We start from the raw sequence: 22,334 nt of genomic DNA on the forward strand, positions 1-22,334 counted from the left end.
CTTTACTATATAAAAAATAGTAGTGCGAACCAATGCCTTGGTTTGCACTACTAATCTTAGTATGTTTTAATTCTTTTATTCTTTTTGGTTATCGCTAGGGGCAAGTTGCCCCGTCGGAAATTGTAGCCTCTCATAATTGATTCGGTACCATTTCGTCTTGTCCATTTTCATCCGATTATACGAAGCGGTCGAAATGATATAGCCATTCTCTTCCAGTCGACGAATCGCTCTTTTAATCGTATCGACCGACCAAAACGGAAATTCTTCGTTTTTCCATTCGTCGTATGTTTTGTAAACCCACTTATGCCCATCCCGAACATGCGTCGAGATGAGCGATCGAAAATGTAATTGTTGGAGTAATATCGCCTCGTTCAACCCCACTTGCATCACAAGGGATGGTAGCACTTGAAGCGGTGATTCTTTTATTAATAAATGCATCAAAGATCCCCCTTTAGTAGTGTCTTTTGGAAGTGTGCACGACGCCTTTTGCCTAGACGAACGTTGCCTTCACCCTTTATATAGACCAACCATTCGAAAAAGTGGACAACCCCATGACAATTATTTTTATTCTCTTAGGTAATAAAGTTCCTAATCAATAAAAAAACAAAAGAGTGCTTGCCAATCATACAGATATAAACCGTATGGCCGACAGGCACTCTATTATTCACCTTAGAGCTATTCTACTAATCGTTTAATTCAGAGGAAAAACAGGGTTCCGCGCGAATATAAACAAGGCATCCTATCAACGAGATGACCTACCTTTTCCAAGCATCAATCCCACTCATCATCTTCCATTGGATCAATGTCAGCATAGATTTGGTACCCGTTTTCCCAATGCGTCTTCAGCCATTGAATCACCGAGACCATCTCCTCCCCATGGGTAGCGGCTTTTCCCTCAAGTTCTTGAGCCTCTTGCAGTTTGGAGAAACACCAAGCGGGGTCTGGGAAAGCTTCAAACCATTCCTTGTCTTCCTCATCCAGTGGATCCGTATAACACATGGCATCGTCCACGGGCAACATGTTCGGCCAATCAAGCCCGAGTCCTACGTCTTCCATCAATTGCCGAATTTCAAGGCCTAATGTGAAATGGAAGGTGTATGTAGCAAAATCCTCTTCCTCGTCCAGGATTTGAATTCTGTACTCCTTCAAGTTTTCCTGTTTGAATAGCTTTTGAAAGAGCGACTCTTTGCGTGTGACGTCTTTGAATGTCATGTTTTTGATGGCATTCAATCTGACATTTTCGGCGTACTGCTGCTCTTTGCTATTCGGGTATCTTTCCATCTTGATGGTCAACATCTTATTTAGCTCGTTCTGCTCCGCAGCTGTCAGTTTTGACCTCAATTCCTTTTTCCGGATTTCCGGCATTCTAATTGCCATTCGGCGCTCTTCTTCTATATGCATACTCATCGTATTACCTCCGTTCATGTTGACTGAGTTTCTGGCTTATTTTCGACCATAACGACATATTCGACAGCATGCAAAAATGTCCTTTCCTGTTGGTGCTTATATAAATCTAAACCATGTGAGTATCCCAGTACTTTTTTTGCTTTAAACAATTATGCTATGATAAACGCACAGACAGATTCAGAGGAGGCAGAGAGATGCAAAAGCTCTATTTTGAACCTGCATGGGACCGAACCATTGCCCCTGCTGATCGTGAAAAGATGATGACTCTTTTTCAGCAACAAACAAAACAACTGGATAGCGGCGTCCATTTTTCATTTTTATGGAATGCTCGCAATTATAAAGATGAACAGCTAATTACCGTGCTCATTCACAATTGTGAAGAGACGCCTCTTCGTTTGCACAATACAGCCATTGCTTACTATGAACAAGGCAAACAACTGGCCAATGCTAAGTTTAGCTTGCCTTTTGAAATTGCCGGCAATACCTCCATGCCATGGACGTTCATCTTTTCCAAAGCGAATGAAACAACGGATGATCCTCAATTCATGATTGGGATTTAAGAAAATAGAAAAAGTGCCTGCCACCATACAGCTAGAAACCGTATGGCTGGCAGGCACTCTTTTATTCGTTTAAGATGCGCTGAGGAATCAATCACGCCTCGGCGTGATTGCGTCCAGATTTTGAATTGAGCAAAGCTCAATTAACTCCTTTCAAAATCTGTGACATCCGCCGGAGGCTTAACTTGAATCAGCAGGGAGTTTGGACTCCCTCTGATTAAAATGCATTCTGGCATTCATCCCGAAACTTATGGAAGTAGGAGACTTCTGCTGAATCAAGTTACACAAGCACCTTGTCCTGTTTAATTTGACGCGCAATTTTCTCTGTTAAGCGTGTTGTCACTTTTGGCAACACCATTTTCAGAACAGGTGATAATACAGCACCGGATAAGCCACCCGCATTGACTTCAACCGTTCCTGTCATCGTTGTATGCTCTGCTGATTCCTCGGCAGTAAACTGTCCGCTACCCGTGAAATTATCCGTTAACCCTTTCAATTCGAAACGGATCGTCGAGGGTGCTTGAAATTCAGTAATATCCAATTCCATTTTCACAGTCTTTTTTAGGCCCTTGAATTCCCCTTCAAATGTCCAAACCGACTTTTGTTCGTCGATTTGTTCATGCTCCTTATAAGCTGGAACCAGTGTTGCCCAGTTTTCAATTTGACTCACATATGCCCATACGTTCTCTACCGATGCTGGAATGTTTACAGAATGTGTTGCGATTGCCATACGTTTCACTACTTTCTTTTTTATTTTCAATTTGGTTCGAATTAAGCTTCAAAGAAATTGGATACTATCATTCTTGCTGAATGGAGATAGATTCTTCAACTAGTATTATACAGCAACTGCCCATTATATACATTCATGAAGTCAGCTTTGTCGTGATCTGACTTCATCTTTTTTTATATTTAGTACCACGAATATCATAAGTATTTTCGGAATTCTGAACATGGAGTAATTCCAAGTTTAGTTGCGATTGGTCATCGGGATAAACCTTTAACCACTTTTTAAAATTTGATACGATGAAAGTGAACGATTTCAATCAAATTTTGGGTTAGTATTTTGTGCTTCTAAACAGTTGAAAATCAGTTGTATAAATACTAATTGGAGGGAATATGAAGAGATTTAAACGAACTATTAAAAGGCTTTTCATGGTTTTATTCGTATTGGTAGCCTTCATGTATCTAAATAATAGTTCCTTGTTGACTAAAGTGAGAGACGAACCGCCTTTATTGTTAGCACATAGGGGGTTGGCACAAACTTTTCCAATGGAAGGAATCACTGGTGATACTTGTACGGCAGAAAGAATTTACGAACCTGAACATCCATACTTAGAAAATACAATTCCTTCGATGGAGGCCGCATTTATAGCAGGTGCAGACATTGTAGAATTGGATATCAAGCCTACTAAAGATGGGCAATTTGCTGTTTTTCATGACTGGACCCTAGATTGCAGAACAGATGCAAAAGGGATGGTGAAAGACTATTCACTGGCTGAACTAAAGAAAATGGATATTGGCTATGGGTATACTGCTGATAATGGAAAAACGTATCCTTTTCGCGGAAAAGGTATAGGCTTGATGCCCTCGTTAGATGAAGTGTTGAACTATTTCCCGGAAGAGTCATTTCTAATTCACATAAAAAGTGCCGACCCTGCGGAAGGCATTCAACTGGCAGAATATCTTTTGAAACTTCCTAAACAACGCTTAAATCAATTAACAGTATATGGTGACGATAAACCTATCCGTTCATTGAAAAAACAACTACCCAGCCTTAAGGTCATGTCAATGGAAACGTTAAAGAGTTGCTTGCTTCCTTACTTAGGAATTGGATGGATAGGTGTTATGCCGTCTGCATGTGAGAATACACAGTTGCACATTCCAGAAAAATACGCACCTTTGTTGTGGGGATTCCCTACTAAATTTTTGAATCGTATGGATAGCGTAAACACGCGTGTAATTCTTGTGGCGGGTAACGGCGGGTGGTCAGAAGGCTTTGATAACAAACAAGATTTAGAACGCCTTTCTCCAAATTATAGCGGCGGTATCTGGACTAATCGTATCGATGTCATTGCTCCTATTATAAAAGAATAATCATTTTAGTGCCTCCGTCTGTAAAATGTACCAGGTCACAAAACAATCCTGAAATGTTTTGTAACTTGGTACTTTTTCAACCGTTTGTGCACTGGCCCCCTAATAAAAGCCCATACATTTTACTACTTTTTTGTTATTATCAATTTGGTTCGAATTAAGCCTTAAGTGAATTTACTACTATCCATTCCCGAAGACATAGTCTAATAGATTCGCCAACTTGTATTATACCGCAACTGGGCTATGTACATTCGTGAAGGGGAACAGTTATTGACCGTATTCATGTCGGTCTAACAATAATTTCATTAACGGAGGCGTAATCCGGTTGAGCAATTGCGTGCAGAATTGTATCAGCGATTACTTTTGCTGGAATAGCGGTTTGATACAGTTTTTCTACATTTTGTCTTAATTTTTCATTAGAAATGGTTTGTACGAGCTCTGTATTTATCGCTCCAGGTGAAATAATGGTAGCGCGTATATTATTTCTTGCCTCTTCAATTCGTAGACCTTCCGTAATCGCCCGAACAGCAAATTTCGTTCCGGAATACACAGCCGCAGCTGGTTCAACTATATGTCCGGCAACAGAAGATATATTGATAATATGCCCTTTTTTTCGCTCTCGCATATAAGGAAGAACAGCACCAATTCCGTAAAGTACACCTTTGATATTGACATCGATCATTTGATCCCATTCAGAAATTTTCTTTTCGCTTAAAAAAGATAGCGGCATGAGACCTGCATTGTTAATCAGCACATCAATTTGCCCAAACTTTTCTATGGTAAAACGTGCCAGATCTTCCATCTCCTCTTGAACAGCAACATTTGTTACTTTATATATAGAAATGCCACCCTGCTTTTCGATACTTGCATCGAGCGCTTTCAAACGTTCTTCACGTCTTGCTGCAAGAACTACCCTAGCTCCCTGATTGGCAAGCTCCTTAGCTGTAGATTCACCAATTCCACTGGAAGCTCCAGTTAAAATAACAACTTTCCCTTCGACATTGAACATATGCGCCCAACCCTTCTAGTCTTTTATTACTACAAAGATCCTTCACAATCAATTACGCCTCGGCGTAATTACGTCCAGATTTTGAATTGCGAATCGAACAGCGAAGGGTTCGATTTGCCGTATTTCTGAGCTTTTTGCAGAAATTAAGGCACTTAGATAAAATTCACTCCCTTCAAAATCTGTGACATCCGCCCGAGGCTTAACTTGAATCAGCAGGGAGTTTGGACTCCCTCTGATTGAAATACCTTCTGGCTTTCATCCCGCCACTTATGGAAGTAGGGGACTTCTGCTGAATCAAGTTAAAAAGACCCGAAGTGATTGCTCTCAACGGGGCCTACCTTAATTAATTGTTCTAGAACCTAGAACCCGACATCAAATTTCTTCCTCTACCGGTACAAAATAATGGCCTAATCGATACGCTGTCGCATCCATTGTAGCAATTAGCTCTCCATCGCTTTCAACTTTAATCGTATACCAAGCTGTTCGATAATTTTTCTTTACTTCCTCGGCTGTGGCTCGAATAAGTGCTCCTTCTTTGCCAGCTGCCATATAATTGATCGTATTGGTCAACGCAACAGCTGTTCGACCGTAGGAATTGCAAGCTGCTGCGAATACATAGTCGGCAATTGCAAAGGTCACAGCACCGTGAAGTGTTCCGTGTGCATTTAACATATAGGCTTCGGCATTTAACTCTGCAATTGCTGTTCCTTCGCCAACCTCGATTAATTGAATACCTAAATGGTTTGCATACGCGTCTTTTTTCAATGCTTGTATGATAACTTCTTTATGTTGCTGATGTAATTCACTTTCATCGATAACCACTTTCATCATCATTTCCCCCTTTTTATATTTCAATATAAAAACGATGCACGTAATTATCGTAATGCTTTTTTGAACAATTCACAAGTTTTTCAGTATTTGGATGTCAGTGTTTTTGCGATCCAAAAAAACCGACGTCCATTTTGTGATCAAACGGACGTCGGTTAGTCTTTGTCATTATCCAAATATTTGTCGGTACCTGTGCTCAGAATAATTTCGTGCCTAGGTACTTTGACAATGGCGCCATTCTTATTTAACAACCGTCACCGGGCAGTTGACATGCTTCATGACTTTATGGCTGACGCTGCCAAGTACCATTTCTTGGAAAGCGTTTAGGCCCCGGCTGCCGATGACGAGTTGATCCATCGCTGCGTCGTTCACGAATTTTATAATTTCTTGGCTCGGGTTCCCTTTTAGTAGCGTCATTTTCGCTTTTACGCCAGCATGATGGGCCAGTTCCAGAACAGGATCTATTTTTTGCTGTCGCTTCAGCAGAAGACTTTCCTCGTTTTGCGCTAAAAGCCGTTCGTCTTTCGCTTTATTGGAATCTGCCACATAGATGATCTCCAATTGTGCTCCTGGAAAGTGTTGAGCTAGTGTGATGGCATGTCTTGCAGCGCGCAGCGCATTTTCCGATCCGTCGATGGCTACAGCAATCTTCATGAAAATTCCCTCCTCTATAGTAACTTCTCGTATAGTTGTTCACTGGAAGAATTCAGCCCTCGGATTGTTACCCTCACGCCCTCTTCCTCAAGCTTCTGCTTGACCTTCACGATTGCTCCAACAGAAGATTCATCCCAAAGCTGGCTATCTTCGAAGTCGATCACGATTTCCTTTTCTTTTACATCACTAAATGACTGGATGAATTTCGTAGTGGATGCGAAAAATAACGGTCCATTTATTTTATATATGCCCCTCTGCCGCGTCACAGTCACCCGAGAAATAGTAGCGACGAAAAACAATGAACTTAAGACAACACCAACAACAACACCGATTGCGAGATTATGCGTATATAAAATGATGGCTACGGTGATCAACATAACAAGAGACTCCGTTTTTGGAGCTTGTTTCAGGAACTTGAACGAACTCCAATTGAATGTCGTCATGGCGACCATAATCATGACGCCTGCCAGGACAGGCATCGGAATTTTGACGACGACATCGCCCAAAACAATGATCAAAAACATAAGGAAGACGCCCGCTGTGAATGTGGATAGGCGTCCACGACCACCTGATTTCATGTTGATGATCGATTGGCCAATTAATGCACATCCTGCCATCCCGCCGAAAAAACCTGTGATAAAGTTTGCAATCCCTTGCCCGCGCGCCTCTTTATTTTTATCGCTCGGCGTATCCGTCATATCATCCAACACTTGTGAAGTCAGCAACGATTCCAATAAACCGACAATGGATAAAGCCAATGAATAAGGGAAGATGATTTTCAGTGTTTCAAAGTTGAGTGGGATATCCGGAAGGAAAAATGTTGGGAGTGAGCTCGGCATCTTCCCTAAATCACCGATTGTTTGGAGCGATACACCACTCATCAATGCGATGCCCGTCATAACAACAATCGCGATAAGCGGTGCAGGGATTGCTGTGAAAAAGCGTGGCACGACATACACCAACACCAATGTAGCAATCGCGAATAGATACGTCATTGCATTGCTCCCTTTTAAGTAAGGAAGTTGGGTGATGAATATCATAATGCCGAGTGCATTCACAAATCCCAGCATGACGGAGTTCGGAATGAAACGCATCAAGTTCGCCACCCCAAGTCCCCCGAGAATCAGTTGAATGATGCCTGTCAAAACAGTGGCCGCCAGTACGTACTGCAAGCCATGATCCGCCATCAAATTGACGAGGACTAAAGCCATTGCGCCGGTTGCCGCTGAAATCAGACCCGGACGCCCTCCGACAAATGAAGTGATGACAGCAATCGTAAACGAAGCATATAGCGCGACACGTGGGTCCACTCCTACGATAAACGCAAAAGCCAACGCCTCAGGAATGAGCGCAAGTCCAACTACGATTCCCGCAAGAATATCGGCACGCACATTTCCGAACCATTGTTGTTTTAAAGTATGCAATTCTTGTTCTCCCCTCTTTATTCTCAGTTGTCTAAACGATATATACCTACGACAGATGTAGGTAAGAATGTGTATAATTCGTTCCAATTATAGCAGAATGGATAGGCAAGATGGCAAGTACCGTTTCAAAAAGTAAAGTGCCAGATTCCAAAGCAATTCAAAATTGATTTGGAACCTGGCACCTTTCTTCGTACGCTATTATGATCGTTAACATAAAGATGCATCGTATCGAGTTTGTCTTCTAGACATAAAAAGACGAACCATCTATCATCTCTACGCCCTCCCTTTCTTTAATTTTTTTGATTAAGGTGAAAAGTGCTTCGTCCTTCTGTTTAGCCTCGATCATACAATCAATTTGCGGAATTGAACCTTTAATCTCGTTTAAGAACCGGAAAAACATGTCTACATCCACATAATCCGAATGATGACGAAATTTGTCCTCACTTTTCGGACTAGAGATATGCATTTTGATTGGAAGAGGTGAGTCCTTCCATGTCGCCACCACTCGGTCCCATTTATCTTCCCACTTTTCATTACGGTGATTAGCCAGATGATGATGATAATCAAATACAAGCGGAATCCCTAGTTTCTCGCTTAGATATAGCGTGTCCTCAAGTGTAAATGACGTGTCATCATTCTCCAGCATAATCATCTGTTGAATGGGCAATGGAACATGATTCCAATTCACAACAAAACGCTCTAATGATTTTTCAGTTTCTTTATAGTTGCCGCCAATATGGAGCACACAGCGATGTGTGACATCTATATTCATTGCTTTTAATAGCAAATAATGCATCTTTAAATTCTTTACTGAATTTATCAATACATCTCTTTTCGGGGAATTCAAAACGACAAAATGGTCAGGGTGAAAATCGACTCTCATATTATGGTTTCTTACAAACTGCCCTATTTCATCTAATTTCCCTTTTAACGGCTGCAAAAAATCCCAATCAGAAAGTTCTTCATGGTTGGCTAATGGAATCAGTCGTGATGTGAAGCGATAAAAATGGATATCATTAAAGATATTATGTTTTAGTATCCTATGGGTATTTTCCAAATTCTCCAGTGCAATCCGTTCCAATTTGCGAATTGCTGCTACCCGATCCCCGATTTTCTGGAACTGAGTAAACGTCATGGTTTTGGATGGTGAGGCATTTTTTAGTTCCATACTCATCGCCACATAACCGAGTCGTACAATCGTCATATTCCACCTCATCTTATCTATGATTTGAAAAGACCTTGGTAAAGGTGCATGAAAATGTCTGGACGTCTAGACAAAATTATAGAACAACTAAACGTAAAACGAGTGATGGACATATGTAGTCTCACCCCCGTCCAGACAAATATACTGTGCTATCACAAAAGGTGCCGGTTGCCATGACAATTTAGAACTGAGATTTTGTGGTAAGCGACTGTTCCTCACCCAATTAGACCATACTATTTTCCGAGGAGTGAACGTTATGTATAAATTATTGTCCCATAATGATTTGGATGGAGTAGGATGCGGAATTTTGGCGAAGCTCGCTTTTGGGAAACAGGTCAAAGTGCGCTATAATTCGGTTTCTGGTCTGGATCGGGAAGTGGAATGGTTTTTGGAGAATGATGATCAAGATACTTTTTTGTTCATTACGGATTTGTCGGTAAGTGAGGACAATGAGAAGAGGCTGGATGCGTTTTTTCAAGCAGGTGGAAAAGTGCAGTTGCTGGATCATCATAAGACTGCGTTGCACTTCAATAATTACAAGTGGGGACAGGTCGTGGTGGAAGACGATGAAGGAAAATTGACTTCTGCAACTTCCCTTTTGTATGAATATTTGGTGACTCATCAGCTCATGGAACCATCAGACGCTGTCGCCGAATTTGTCGAGCTCGTCAGGCAATATGATACATGGGAATGGGAGAAAAATGACAATCAGCATGCGCAGCGGCTCAATGCGCTCTTTTTCTTAGTCCCCATTGAGGAATTTGAAGAAAAAATGATCAGCCGACTGCAAGCAAGCGAGCATTTTCACTTTGACGAATTTGAAAAGAAAATATTAGATATGGAAGAAAATAAAATCGAACGCTATATTCGTCGGAAAAGGCGTGAACTTGTCCAAACGCAAGCGGGCGACCATTTTGCCGGTGTCGTGTATGCAGAATCCTATCACTCAGAACTCGGCAATGAATTGGGCAAGGATTGTCCGCATTTGGATTATATCGCGATCCTCAATATCGGTGGGAAGCGAGTCGGTTTTCGCACCATCCATGATCATATTGACGTATCTGAAGTAGCCGGTCAATTCGGTGGAGGCGGTCACGCAAAAGCATCTGGCTGCTCATTAACGAATGAGGCTTACCAACAATTTGTCGTAGATACGTTCCCCTTGGAACCGTTAAGGGAAGATGCGCGACGAAACCGCTATAATTTGAAACGTTCCTCGTTCGGTTCCCTGTATAAAAATCGGATGGAAGAGCTCTTCCTCCTCTATCCCGTAAACGAACAAGTGTGGGCGATTGAACAGAACAACCAAAATTTAGAACAGACTTTCAACAGTTTTGAGGATGGGGAAAGTTTCCTAAAACGAAACTACGAAGCATGGCTTGTACGCGATGATGCGTTTGTTAATTATTTGGTGGAACAAATAAGGAAAGATTGAAATATGCCTAGCGTGGGTACACGCTAGGTATTTTTACGTCTCCCATTTTCCCAAAAAATCACATCTAACTAGTTGGGAAAAGAGTGGTCCGTGATTGGCATTTATCTTACTAAGCTTTCTTCACTTTTACGGATTTTACTACTGGAGGTTTGATTTTGCGTTTGGAAGATTCGTTGTTGCAGAGGTTGTTGGTAGTGCACCATCATCCAGCCCGCTATTTTTCCGATAAAATAGGCAGCAATGATAGTCCCAATTCCAATGGAGCCAAATGAGTGAATGAAAAGTAAACAAACCGCACCAGCCACACTGACATTGATAAAATCGCCTGTAATTTTCGCTTTACCAAACTTCAGCTTAAAGCGTTCACTAACCGCGTATGTTAATGCATCGTAAGGCATTAACGGAAGTTTTGCCGAAAAATAATGGAGTACACCAAACGATGCAACAAATAAACTAATCACCAAATACAAACAACGAACAATGAGTGTTCCAGGTGTCGGGAGAAGTTGTGCAAGGAACAGCGTAGCATCCATAAAGAAGCCAAATAAAAACGCAATCAATAATTGAAGAAAAAATTCTTTCACTTCAACGTGCTTATTTATAATAGCTTGACAAATGATAAATAAAACATTTGCAAGCACTGTTGTGATCCCGATGGATAATCCCGCTGTTAACGAAAAGGCATAAGCAAGGGAAGACACGGGCGACACGCCAAGTCCTGCTTGAATTGACAAGCTAACACCAAGTGATAAAGCAAATAAGCCGAAAATGTACACAAAGAGTCGCTTCGTTATTGTCTTTTTATGATTCATAACATCCTTCACTTTCTTTGATTAAGTCTACTTATATATCGTAACATCAAATGAGTTATACGAAAAATATATATATGGTAAACTAATCATATTAAAAAACATATGATGGAGATGTGAAATGGATATTCGACAATTGCATTACTTCAAGGAAATTGTGAAACAGGGTAGTATTTCAAAAGCGGCAGAAGTGCTTCATATCGCACAGCCGCCGCTTAGTCAATTGTTAAAAAAGCTTGAGACAGAGCTTGGCACGACTCTAATTCATCGTTATCGTCAAAAATGGGAGCTGACAGAAACCGGGGAACTGTTATACCAATATGCCACCCAAATGTTATTCCGAATGCAAGATGTAAAACAGCAAATTCAAGAAATTGAACAAGGTGCTGCCGGAACAGTGCGCATTGGTGTTTCATCTGCTTGTTCGAATATGCTCATTGAATATATCAGTGCGTATCGAGCCCAATTTCCAAACGTCAAAATCAGTATTATAAGCGGCAACTCGGAGGAATTATTGAAACGGCTTGAAGAAAGGGAAATTGATATTGCCTTACTGATACGTACAAGTAAGAGTGAGCACTACGATATGAAGATCCTAAAAAGACAACCCTATGTCGTGCTCATCCCGACAAGTTGGTCCTCCTCTTTTCCGTCACAGCACGCGACCATTGAACAGATCGCTCAGTTTCCATTCATACTGTTAGGAGCACTGGAAGGACACTCCTTCCATGAAAATCTTCTCAAAACATTTGATGAACACCATGTGAAGCCAAACATCATTATGGAGTGTAAAGATATCCCGATGATCGTCGCACTTGTCAGTAGAGAATTAGGCATATCCGTTATTCCAAGAATGGACTATACCCCACCTTTTTTAGGAAATACAATGCTTTTGGAACTGAAACAATTTGACGTTAGTGTAGAACCTGTCATGGTAAAATTAAAAGACGAGCGCATTTCAAAAGCTGTCTCACAGTTTTGGGTAATGATCTGATTGAAAAAAATGAATTACAGTGCCAAGCGTGAATACATGCTTGGTATTTTTATGTCCCCTCCAAAACCGTAACTTTTTTCTAAACATTCCGTCTAACTGGTTAAGAAAGAGAGGGGCCGTGATTATGAAAAGCAAATTCGTTTTCATTCTATTTCTATGTTTTCTATTAGTAGCTTGCAGTTCCAATAGCTCGAAAGATATCGTGAAAGAGGAATCTATGGCAGTTTCAAATGACATTGCCGTAGAAAGTGCAACGGATCATTCAATTGTGGATACTGCGCAAGAGGTACAACCGATAGAAAGCACAACAGATCGCATGATTATCCACCAAGCGCAATTGCAGGTCAAAGTAAAAGAATTAGAAACTGCCATGCTTCAGCTTGAAAAAAAGGTGGCTGACTACGGAGGTTACATCGTTGAATCCAATGTATATAAGGAATCGGCTGACAGCGTCAATGGGATGATGATCATCCGCATTCCGGAAAATCATTTCCAAGCGATTTTAACAGATGCTGAAAAGCAATCTGCAGAGGTGCTAGTGCGCAATGTAACGGGCCAAGATGTAACCGAGCAATATGTGGATTTGCAATCGAGAGTAAAATCGAAGCGTGCCGTAGAAGAACGACTTCTTACGTTCATGGGCGAGGCAGAAAAGACGGAGGATTTACTGAAAATATCATCAGATTTAGCGACCGTCCAAGAAGAAATTGAAGTGATTGTCGGCAAGATGAATTATCTTGAAAACCAAACCGCTTATTCCACGATCGATATCTCCATGTTTGAAGATCGGGTAGTTGTTCCGGCAGTAGACAGTAAAAACTTGGATACATGGGGGAAAACGAAAAAGCAACTAGCAACAAGCACGAACTTCATCCTAGCTTCAGGTTCTGGGTTGATTGTGTTCATCATTGGAAACTTGCCGGTGATTGCCCTTCTCTTGCTCGTCGGAATTGGAGTGTACATCATCATGAACAGAAAGAAACCGAATATGTGAAGGTCATAACAATACAATTGCCTAAACATAAATCAGACCACACATAACACCATTCTTGAATTTTTGAACGGTGTTATGTATGGTCCCCTTACACGCGTGCCTTTGTAATCTATGTAAAACTACTTAGCATAAAAATACTTGAAATTTCGGTTATATCCCTAAGTCAAGATTTTAGCAGAGAAATGAAAGGCGCCATTTAATGTCATTCACTTTCCGAACACTGCACCGTTCAGATCTATTAAGTACAGTAGCAAAATCTCTAACGTTAAAAGAGCTTTTATCAATTAACCAATTAACATGTTCAATGCTAGAACCCCAAGTAATCCATAAATAGCGACAAGGGTATACATGAAACACACGGTTTTAACTGTTTGTACAATCGTCAAGTTAAAATATTCTTTTGTCATCCAGAAAGATACATCACTTGGTGGTGCCCAGGCTATAGAAGCGCTTCCAATTGCTAGTACCATTAATTCAGCGCTTATGCCAGTCGTTGCAACAATTGGCAACATAATTCCTGCAGTAGTTAAAACTGTTACCGTTGCAGACCCCACGGCTAGTCGTATGATAGCGGCAATAATCCATGCTAATATAAAGGGAGAAATATCCCACCCACTTGTAAAATCAGCAATGTAATTTGCCATTCCACTATCAAGGATCACTTGTTTAAATGCACCTCCACCACCAAGGATAAATATTATCCCTCCCATGGAGATCAGTGCATCTTCGGCAATTTTCATTAATTGAGACATTGTCTTTCTTTTTTTGTGCAAGCCAAAGACATATATTGCGATAAAAACCGATATAAGCAAAGCCATATCAGCATTACCAATAAAAGTTAGCGTTTTATGAGTTATAGAGGTTTGGGGAAATGAAAACTCTGCAATTACCCCTATTAAAATCAAAATAACGGGTGACAAAGCCGTAAAAAGAGAAGTTGCAAATGACGGAACTTCATCCATATTGAATTCTTTCTTTGATACTAAATGGGTTGGAATTTCGATATCCCAGTTTTTATACAACTTAGAAAACAGCGGTCCAAAAATAATAGCAGCTGGAATCGCAAGAACCAAGCCATACCCTAGAACAACGCCTAAGTTTGCTCCAAAAACGGCTGAAATAGCAGTTGGACCTGGATGCGGAGGTAAAAAGACATGCGTTATGGATATGGCAGCCAGAAATGGGAGACCCACTTTCAACAGCTTGACTTTTGCTTCAATTACAACTGTATATACGATTGGAATGATTAGAATGTAACTAACTTCATAGAATAAAATGATTCCCAAAAGAAATGATGCTAAGCAAATTGCCCAATCCACTCTTTTTTCACCAAAAACTTTAATGAGAGTCGTTGCAATTCTGTTAGCTCCACCACCTTCAGATATTAATTTTCCCAAAATAGCACCCAAACCAATAATAATAGCTAAATGTCCTAGCGTACCTCCCAAACCAGATTCTATGGATTTGACAATTTCTATTGGTTCCATTCCTTGGAACAGCCCTACAAATATTGCTGATATCATTAGAGACAGAAATGCATTAAGTTTAAAAACTATGATCAATATAAATAATATGATGATCCCAACAGCCAATGCTATAAGTGGCATTCTCCCACCCCATTCCAGTTTTTTCTAAAATATTTAAGACTATACTATCCCCTTTAAGATCTCCAAATTTCTAATCTGTCCGTTTGTCGAAACTCGTACAGATGAGCACTGAGAGAGGTGTTATTTCATCCGTACGAGCAAAAAATTTATGAATAGTTCTTTTTTTATCCATACACAACCATTTCCATAAATCGAAATTGCTAATGTCGTAATATTCCTCAGGACGTATAGAAAATCAGAGTTTAATCCAAAATCTTATTGAGTGGAAAGAGGTTCTTTTTTTATATAATTTTGTGAAACCTTCAATTGATGAATCAAACGTTTATTGAAGTCATTTCTTGTTTGGACAAGCGTTTCCGGTTTATACTTGAAGAAACCTTCTCCGCTTTTAACTCCTAACTTACCTTCCTTCACCTTTTCTTTTAGCAAAGGATTAGCTTCTGTACGATTATCTATAACTTTTAATAGGTTATCCCCTACCACACTCCAAATATCAAGGCCACCCATATCGGCTACTTCTAGTTGACCAGTAGTAGCATAACGAAATGCAGGTCCAAACATTAATGCTTTATCAACATCTTGTGGTTCAGCGATTCCTTGTTCAATAATCGAAAATACCTCTCTTGCGATCCCCTGCTGAATACGATTAGCTACTAGTCCGGGTACATCTTTTAAAACTTTTATATACTGCTTTTTTATAGATTTAAATAAACTTTCAACTTCTTGATAAACTTCTTCAGGCATATTACCAAAATACGAGAGTTCAACAATCGGCATAATATGCGCAGGATTATAATAGTGCGTAATCATCATGCGTTTTTTTCTATTTTCACTAACTAAGGCCATCATATCGTTTAATGCAAGACTGGAAGTGTTACTAGTGAAAATTGTTTGTTCTGGGCAAATATCATCTAATAATTTAAACGTTTCTTGTTTTAGCTCCAGTACTTCAGGGATCGATTCCGTAATAAAATCACGATCTACAGCTGCTTTTTTTATGTCAGAACAATAATGAATATTGTTCATCGCTTCTGTAATTACACTACAGTCTAAATATCCTTCTTCGGCAAGTAATTCCAAATCAGTTTTAATTTCATTTTCAACATTTCTGAGTCTATTTTCATCAACATCGTAAAGATTCACATCATATCCATAAATCGCAAAATTTTCTGCTATGCTTTGCCCCATTGTTCCTGCACCTAATACAGCTATCTTTTTTATCATGTTTCATCCTACTTTCTTATCTTTATGGATGATAGCGCTCTCTATTATTAAAATTCCATTGATCTATTAGAAATGGCTATACTCTCTGAGTTCTTTTTCTCATTTGTTCTAACCAGCCCCAAAATTTTCCTTGCCTCATCAGGAGTCGCAATTTCCCTTCCTAATATAGTAGATAACTCTACTATCCTTTTCACAAATTGAGCATTAGTAGTCGCTAACTCTCCTTTTCGATAGTACACACTATCTTCCATTCCCACCCGAACATGGCCGCCTAACAGTATACTCAGCGTATTAATGGTTAGCTGGTCTTTACTTGCCCCTATTGCTGACCAAGTTGATCCCTTTGGAATGCTATCCACTAAAAACATTAAATTTTTAGGGGTCGCCGCCATCCCCCCTTGGACACCTAATACAAATTGAAAATGGTACGGTTCTTCCAATAAACCTTTTTTCGCAATTCTTAAAGCATTATCGATCATTCCGACATCAAAAATCTCGATTTCCGGCTTTATTTGGCGTTCCTTTGTAACAGCAGCCAGGTTCTCCAAAAATAGAGGTGTATTATGGAAAACGTCTTGTCCAAAGTTCATAGTACCCGCATCAAATGAGGCCATTTCGGGGTTTAGTTCGCAAACTTTTAATCTTGCTTCCTCGTCATTCTCTAATCCTCCTGCAGTTGTTAAGTTTAGAATAATATCACATTTATCTTGAACTCGATCGATTACTTCTTTATACGTGTCTAAATCAAGTGTGTTATTTCCTTTATAATCTCTCACATGAATATGGGCAATAGCTGCCCCTTCTTTCCACGATTCATAAACTGAATCTGCAATCTCTTTTGGAGATAATGGCACATGTGGTGTATGTTCCCTAGTAGTTTGCGCTCCTGTTGGTGCTACTGTAATGATTAACTTTTCCATCGCTCTATCCCTCGCATTCTCTATAATTGGTTATCCACTTTTAAATAATGCAATTTGTGTGCCGATTAGAAAAACGCAATAGTAAAGGCTTTTTTTCTTCGTTAAAATTAAAGCGATGAAATATTTCATCGATTTTTTAATTAAGATTGCAATCATTTGTTCATTGTCGAGGTTCGTTGGCGATTAAAAAAGGAATCAGTTTCGATTCCTTTTTTAATCACTTATACGAATTTCTAATTTTTTTGCTTTTTTCACCACAGATGACTGGCTAATTTTTAAAACAGCAGCCGCTTTTCTTGTGCTGCCATAATCTTTTAATGCCTTTTCTATTACTTTTCTTTCTACTTTTTCGATAATCTCTTTAAGACTGAGTTCTCCAGTTGATGCTTCTGTATTTTCCGGCTCCATATTCAATATGTTTCTGGAGAATTCCGCGCTAATTTTTTTATGTTTTTCTGATGTTATCACTAACCGCTCAACAATGTTTTGTAGCTCTCTTATGTTTCCTGGCCATTTATACGTTTTGAACACCTCATACACTTCACAATCAAATACAATTTGTTTTCCATACTTTGTGTTATAAATGTCCAAATAATGTTTCGCTAATAATTCAATATCTGTAGATCGATGTCTCAGGGGAGGGATATGTATAGGAAATACATTTAATCTGTAATATAAGTCTTCCCTGAATTTCCCCTTTTTCACTAGATCATATAAATCACAATTTGTTGCAGCAAGAATCCTCACATCAAATTTAATCGATTTCGTTCCGCCAACACGGGTAACCTCTTTTTCTTGGATGATTCTTAGAAGTTTTGATTGTAATTCAAGGGGCATTTCCCCAATCTCATCCAAAAGTAAGGTGCCCTTATCAGCCAACTCGAACATACCGATTTTCCCTTTACTGGATGCTCCGGTGAAGGAGCCGGCTTCGTAGCCAAACAATTCCGCTTCTAATAGGCTGGCAGGGATCGCTGCACAATTGACTTTTATAAAAGGTTTGCCATGTTTATCGCTATTCATATAAATTTCATTTGCTATAACCTCTTTTCCAACCCCCGTTTCTCCCGTTAGAAGTACGGTTACATCCAAATTAGCTACTTGGTGAATCATTCGAATAACAGGTTGAATTTCATCACTTTTACCGATCAAATTATTAGTTATCTGCAATTTCCTCAAGTGTTCAATTTCATTTTGTGATGCGGCAAGCTTTTCTTGCATATCCAATAAATCTGACATATCGCGATTAATAACAACAACTTTTTTTAAATTTCCCTCATGATCTAAAATAGGTGATCCGGAAATTAATACTTTTACCCCTGTGCGGATTTCCGCCATCGCATTAATTGGTTTTTTTGTTTTAATAATGTCAGGTGTGATTGCGTTTTTATATAAACCTTCCTTCATGAGATCACTCACATACTTATTTAAAACCAAGTCTGGTGCCAATCCAGTTATTCGGCTATAAGATTTGTTGACATATAAGGTCTTTCCTTCTTCATCAGAGATATAAATTCCATCATATAATTCATCACAAATTTTTTTATAATCGACAGCTTCAATTACTTCGTCCAATTCAACATACACTCCTTTTCAATCAAATTTCATCTCCGTCCTAATCATAGAATCAAGTGGTCTATTCTAAAATGCTTCCAACATAATTTGCAAAAACACCTTGTCCCACTCCAATTTTCCAAACTCTCAGTATAATCAATATTAATTTTACCACGCTATTGCTCTTTAATGTCCCGAGTTTCACATTATGTTTCTCCACATGAAAAGAAAGAAACCAAATGAGTGAAGGTGTTCAAGCTGTGCGTGAACGTAAGGTTTAGCAATTGATAACCATACCATTGCCTGAACAAAAACTGCACCACCCATCGCACCATTCCTGATTTTTTGAACGGTGTGATGGGTGGTGCTCTGTAATAACTATTTAGTTTCCACCAATAAACCTTTTGATATCATCCGATAAAATAGAAGTATCCCAAGGATGCCAATAATAGGTTTCTCCATCAAACTGCATGTTATATTTGTATGCAATCGGACCTTCTGTGTAAAAAATCATTGTATAAAAGAGAGGATCTCCCCGTTCTGTGTTAGGCCAGAAATCAGGATCTTCTTCACTATTTACTAATAGTTGAAGGAAGCTGTCAACTTCCTCCTTCGTTGCCAACTCAGAAATGAGTTGATCCGCTTCTGGCGGGTTAGCCTTGTAGATCTCAATCCTCTTGACTTTATCGATCGGCATATCTTTAAAATGCCAAAGATATTCAGTATCTTCGCGTGAAAAGTATACTTTATATCCATTTATGGAGTGGGTATCCTTCACAGCAATCAAATGAGGATGATCCTTAATGCTAAAAAGCTCAGTCCCCTTCTCATGGAAAGCTGCATCACCATTTCTGATCTTATAGCTTGGATTTGTTACGTTGTCTGCTACTCTAAATCCAACCGTACCCATCTTTTCACCTATATATTGTTTGTCGGCTAAAACCCCAGAATGAATGCCATTGTATTCTTTTCCGTCCCACTGAATAAAATCAACCCAATCAATTACACTATGACCGTCAAATGGTGTTGACCGGCAGCCTGTTAACAAAAGCAAAATAAAAACAACCATAAACATACGTCTTTTCTTCAAAGACAACGCCCCCTTTCTCCATAAGACGAAAATGCAGGGCCTTTCGTTACGTAAAACTTTGTCTTACCCAATGCAAGAATCTGTTCATTGAATGCCAAATGCTTTTCTCACCATTCCGTAACAATCTGGTGCTAAATGATGACACTGGCGAATTTAATTTACCTCGATTTGTATTAGAGTTACGTCCATTTTCAATCGTTCTTTTAGTTCGTCTGTAATATTAAAAGAATAATGTTGACCTGCTCTTACATCTGCTGATTGAAAACCTTGTGCTGTGTTAACAGTTCCGTCGGTCCCAATTTGCGTCCAATTTGTAGAATCGAAATTTAACAAATGGTCAATATAGTTTCCACTAATCTTTCCTTTTTCTAACCATTCGTCTGGTAAAAAATCATACCCCAAGCCCTTTTCAGCTAATAATATTTCAACGTCCCCCGCTGAAATCGTTACTTGGCCGTTTTTAGGAATCGCTTCCCCATTAACCTGTAACTCGTATACAAACTGATTTCGGGAAAATTCCAACATTTCTTCTTCCGATAAGTGACCAATCATTTGCTTAATGGATGTAACTAAATGCTGATTTTGTTCGTTTAAAAATTGATTTTGCGTTTGCAATGATTCCAATTCATTTATATCCATTTCAACTTCCTCTACCAAACTTTGAGGTTCAGCTAGTTTTTCGTTTTGCTCTTCACTACAACCAACTAATGAGAAGACACTTAGTGCAATCCCAGTCAATAAAAAGCTTTTCAACATCTTTTTCTCCCTTTCCTAAACGGAATTTTTGTTACTTAGTTAACGAGTATTTTTTCACCCTAGCCTCTTTTTTGAATATTTGTTATTATCCAACATTGTATATTATAACTAAGTGCAGTCTATTTCGGAAGATGAAACACTATCATTCAACCTCCTCATAATAAATACCTAATTTTCCGTCTTTTAAATATTCATTATTATTCACATATAAATACCTATACATGCATGAATATGCATGTTATACTCATCAATATCACTGATTCAGCAAGTGAACTTTCAAGAAACACAAAATTATGTTGCTAATCTTCTGATAACATAGTATGTTTTATTTAAATTAAAATAATTATTCGTTTCTGAATAGCATCGTTTTGGAAAAGGTGATCCAATGACTGGTTTGTTCTTACATCCGAATTCGAAAGAAGAAGTGATCGATTCCTATGAAGAGGATATTATCCTGACCAATCAAGCCGGCATGATTGTAAAAGCCTCTCATATTAGCGGCAGACATTACGGCATCCAAGCTGGGGAGCTTCTCGGGAAATCGGTTTATGAATTGGAGAAAAAGGGTATTTTTTCACCGGCGATTACGCCACTCGTGATTCAGCAGAAAAAGAAAGTGGTTGTCATCCAAACGACGACAACCGGTCAAAAAGTGTTGATTACGGGGATGCCTTTTTTCAATGAGGCTGGAGAGGTCGAATATGTCCTCAGTTATTCGTATGAAGTATCGGAACTGTTGGTCATTCAAGAGTACATGAAAGAATTGGAACAGGAAATGCTATTAGCAAAAGATGAACTTTCCTTGTTGCGCAAAGAAAAGCTGACGATCGATGGCTTGACGATGGAAAGCCGATCGACACGGGTCGCTTACGAAACGGCACGCAATGCAGCGACTCTCGATGTGTCCGTCATTCTTTACGGTGAGCAAGGAACCGGAAAGTCGACGATGGCGAAAGTCATCCATAAGGAAAGCTTGCGGAAAGAGGGCCCTTTCATCGAAATCGACTTGGAAACATTGCCGGAAGCGATGGTGGAGCGCGAGCTGTTCGGCGGTACGTTCGAACAAAAAGAAACCGGTTTGGTGACGTTAGCCCATAGAGGCACGCTTTACTTAAAAGGGATAGACAAGCTCCCCCTCCATTTACAAGGAAAACTGACACATGTTTTAAAAGAACGCAAGTATACGCCTTCCGGTGCGGAAAGCGCGCTTCCGCTCGACGTGAGACTGATCAGTTCTTCCGAAACGCCATTGGCAGAAGCGGTTACCAACGGGACGTTTCATCAAGATCTCTACTATTTACTTCATATTGTACCGATCCATTTGCATCCATTGCGTGAGCGGAAAGAGGATGTTCGTGCGCTGATCTCCACGTATTTGGAGAAGTTTTCAGCCCACTATCGGACAGTGAAGCAATTAGCGGACGATGTCTATATGTATTTGTTGCAAATGAAATGGCCTGGCAATCATGGTGAACTGGTCCATGTGATGGAACGGCTTGTTGTCCAAAGCACATCGACCATCATTACGATCCATGACTTGCCGCCAGAATATCGCCAAGATACCGAGGATGACTTATCGATGCTCCAGCTCGAAGGTCAATCGCTTCCACATATTTTGGAATCAGTGGAGATGAAAGTATTAAGAAATGCACAGCAGCGGTATCGGACGACGACAGAAATTGCCAAAGTGCTTGGCATCAGTCAACCTTCCGTCGTGCGCAAGCTGAAAAAATATTCCGAACTTGAATAGGAGAAATGTAAAATGCAACAAAAAGTA

At 39.7% G+C, this 22,334-nt stretch carries 21 protein-coding genes; 6 read left to right on the top strand and 15 right to left on the bottom strand.

All coding sequences use genetic code 11. From position 1 onward, the window contains the following. Positions 1 to 75: 75 nt before the first annotated feature. Positions 76 to 438 (bottom strand): hypothetical protein, encoded by a 363-nt coding sequence (locus ACFPRA_RS04330; protein WP_381431099.1) that lies wholly within the window; start codon positions 436 to 438, stop codon positions 76 to 78. Positions 439 to 771: 333 nt separating this feature from the next. After that, positions 772 to 1,407, bottom strand: a complete 636-nt coding sequence (locus ACFPRA_RS04335) for a hypothetical protein (protein ID WP_381431101.1) — start codon at positions 1,405 to 1,407, stop codon at positions 772 to 774. A 194-nt stretch (positions 1,408 to 1,601) separates the two neighbouring features. On the opposite strand from ACFPRA_RS04335, the gene ACFPRA_RS04340 reads away from it, so the two are divergent. After that, positions 1,602 to 1,967 (top strand): SLAP domain-containing protein, encoded by a 366-nt coding sequence (locus ACFPRA_RS04340; protein WP_381431102.1) that lies wholly within the window; start codon positions 1,602 to 1,604, stop codon positions 1,965 to 1,967. 277 nt (positions 1,968 to 2,244) lie between these two features. Here the strand turns inward: ACFPRA_RS04340 and ACFPRA_RS04345 are convergent, their stop codons facing one another. Then, entirely contained in the window at positions 2,245 to 2,694 is a 450-nt protein-coding gene (locus ACFPRA_RS04345; RefSeq protein ID WP_381431105.1) for a CoxG family protein, read from the bottom strand. Positions 2,695 to 3,080: 386 nt separating this feature from the next. On the opposite strand from ACFPRA_RS04345, the gene ACFPRA_RS04350 reads away from it, so the two are divergent. Continuing rightward, complete coding sequence (locus ACFPRA_RS04350) at positions 3,081 to 4,058, top strand: glycerophosphodiester phosphodiesterase family protein (RefSeq protein ID WP_381431107.1); 978 nt, start codon at positions 3,081 to 3,083, stop codon at positions 4,056 to 4,058. A 277-nt stretch (positions 4,059 to 4,335) separates the two neighbouring features. Here ACFPRA_RS04350 and ACFPRA_RS04355 read toward each other — a convergent pair whose 3' ends face one another. The 5 genes from ACFPRA_RS04355 to uvsE form a co-directional block, all read right to left on the bottom strand. Continuing rightward, positions 4,336 to 5,064: an SDR family oxidoreductase gene (locus ACFPRA_RS04355; protein WP_381431109.1), complete on the bottom strand. Its 729-nt coding sequence runs from the start codon at positions 5,062 to 5,064 to the stop codon at positions 4,336 to 4,338. A 372-nt stretch (positions 5,065 to 5,436) separates the two neighbouring features. Further along, entirely contained in the window at positions 5,437 to 5,892 is a 456-nt protein-coding gene (locus ACFPRA_RS04360) for a PaaI family thioesterase (RefSeq protein ID WP_381431111.1), read from the bottom strand. Positions 5,893 to 6,132: 240 nt separating this feature from the next. Continuing rightward, positions 6,133 to 6,546, bottom strand: a complete 414-nt coding sequence (locus ACFPRA_RS04365) for a universal stress protein (protein ID WP_381431113.1) — start codon at positions 6,544 to 6,546, stop codon at positions 6,133 to 6,135. Between the two features lie 14 nt (positions 6,547 to 6,560). Continuing rightward, positions 6,561 to 7,970 (bottom strand): SulP family inorganic anion transporter, encoded by a 1,410-nt coding sequence (locus tag ACFPRA_RS04370; RefSeq protein WP_381431115.1) that lies wholly within the window; start codon positions 7,968 to 7,970, stop codon positions 6,561 to 6,563. A gap of 241 nt (positions 7,971 to 8,211) precedes the next feature. Then, positions 8,212 to 9,174: a UV DNA damage repair endonuclease UvsE gene (gene uvsE, locus ACFPRA_RS04375; protein WP_381431117.1), complete on the bottom strand. Its 963-nt coding sequence runs from the start codon at positions 9,172 to 9,174 to the stop codon at positions 8,212 to 8,214. Between the two features lie 256 nt (positions 9,175 to 9,430). On the opposite strand from uvsE, the gene ACFPRA_RS04380 reads away from it, so the two are divergent. Further along, on the top strand, positions 9,431 to 10,609 hold the full coding sequence (locus tag ACFPRA_RS04380) for a DHH family phosphoesterase (RefSeq protein WP_381431119.1): 1,179 nt from the start codon (positions 9,431 to 9,433) through the stop codon (positions 10,607 to 10,609). A gap of 101 nt (positions 10,610 to 10,710) precedes the next feature. Here ACFPRA_RS04380 and ACFPRA_RS04385 read toward each other — a convergent pair whose 3' ends face one another. Next, positions 10,711 to 11,421, bottom strand: a complete 711-nt coding sequence (locus ACFPRA_RS04385) for a YczE/YyaS/YitT family protein (RefSeq protein ID WP_381431121.1) — start codon at positions 11,419 to 11,421, stop codon at positions 10,711 to 10,713. A 118-nt stretch (positions 11,422 to 11,539) separates the two neighbouring features. Between ACFPRA_RS04385 and ACFPRA_RS04390 the strand changes: the two genes are divergently transcribed. Both ACFPRA_RS04390 and ACFPRA_RS04395 read left to right on the top strand, forming a co-directional pair. Next, the gene (locus ACFPRA_RS04390) at positions 11,540 to 12,412 is read left to right on the top strand and encodes a LysR family transcriptional regulator (RefSeq protein ID WP_381431123.1); all 873 of its coding nucleotides are present in this window, start codon (positions 11,540 to 11,542) and stop codon (positions 12,410 to 12,412) included. Between the two features lie 124 nt (positions 12,413 to 12,536). Next, positions 12,537 to 13,406 (top strand): DUF4349 domain-containing protein, encoded by an 870-nt coding sequence (locus ACFPRA_RS04395; RefSeq protein ID WP_381431125.1) that lies wholly within the window; start codon positions 12,537 to 12,539, stop codon positions 13,404 to 13,406. Positions 13,407 to 13,690: 284 nt separating this feature from the next. On the opposite strand, the gene ACFPRA_RS04400 is transcribed toward ACFPRA_RS04395, so the two are convergent. From ACFPRA_RS04400 to ACFPRA_RS04425, 6 genes are all read right to left on the bottom strand, one after another. Further along, entirely contained in the window at positions 13,691 to 15,013 is a 1,323-nt protein-coding gene (locus ACFPRA_RS04400) for a gluconate:H+ symporter (RefSeq protein WP_381431127.1), read from the bottom strand. A 255-nt stretch (positions 15,014 to 15,268) separates the two neighbouring features. Continuing rightward, positions 15,269 to 16,237 (bottom strand): 3-hydroxyacyl-CoA dehydrogenase family protein, encoded by a 969-nt coding sequence (locus ACFPRA_RS04405; protein WP_381431129.1) that lies wholly within the window; start codon positions 16,235 to 16,237, stop codon positions 15,269 to 15,271. Positions 16,238 to 16,284: 47 nt separating this feature from the next. After that, a complete protein-coding gene (locus ACFPRA_RS04410) occupies positions 16,285 to 17,157 on the bottom strand; it encodes a beta-keto acid cleavage family enzyme (protein WP_381431131.1) in 873 nt (290 codons plus the stop codon). A gap of 213 nt (positions 17,158 to 17,370) precedes the next feature. Continuing rightward, on the bottom strand, positions 17,371 to 18,732 hold the full coding sequence (locus ACFPRA_RS04415) for a sigma-54 interaction domain-containing protein (protein ID WP_381431133.1): 1,362 nt from the start codon (positions 18,730 to 18,732) through the stop codon (positions 17,371 to 17,373). A gap of 361 nt (positions 18,733 to 19,093) precedes the next feature. Next, positions 19,094 to 19,801 (bottom strand): hypothetical protein, encoded by a 708-nt coding sequence (locus ACFPRA_RS04420; RefSeq protein ID WP_381431135.1) that lies wholly within the window; start codon positions 19,799 to 19,801, stop codon positions 19,094 to 19,096. Between the two features lie 153 nt (positions 19,802 to 19,954). Then, positions 19,955 to 20,554, bottom strand: coding sequence for a hypothetical protein (locus ACFPRA_RS04425; RefSeq protein ID WP_381431137.1), 600 nt, complete (start codon positions 20,552 to 20,554; stop codon positions 19,955 to 19,957). A gap of 388 nt (positions 20,555 to 20,942) precedes the next feature. Between ACFPRA_RS04425 and ACFPRA_RS04430 the strand changes: the two genes are divergently transcribed. Further along, positions 20,943 to 22,307 carry a sigma 54-interacting transcriptional regulator gene (locus tag ACFPRA_RS04430; protein WP_381431139.1) on the top strand — a complete coding sequence of 455 codons (1,365 nt, stop codon included), beginning with the start codon at positions 20,943 to 20,945 and terminating at the stop codon, positions 22,305 to 22,307. The last annotated feature ends 27 nt before the right edge of the window (positions 22,308 to 22,334 follow it).

It is taken from the genome of Sporosarcina soli (assembly GCF_042655805.1).
Classification (GTDB): Bacteria; Bacillota; Bacilli; order Bacillales_A; family Planococcaceae; genus Sporosarcina; species Sporosarcina soli.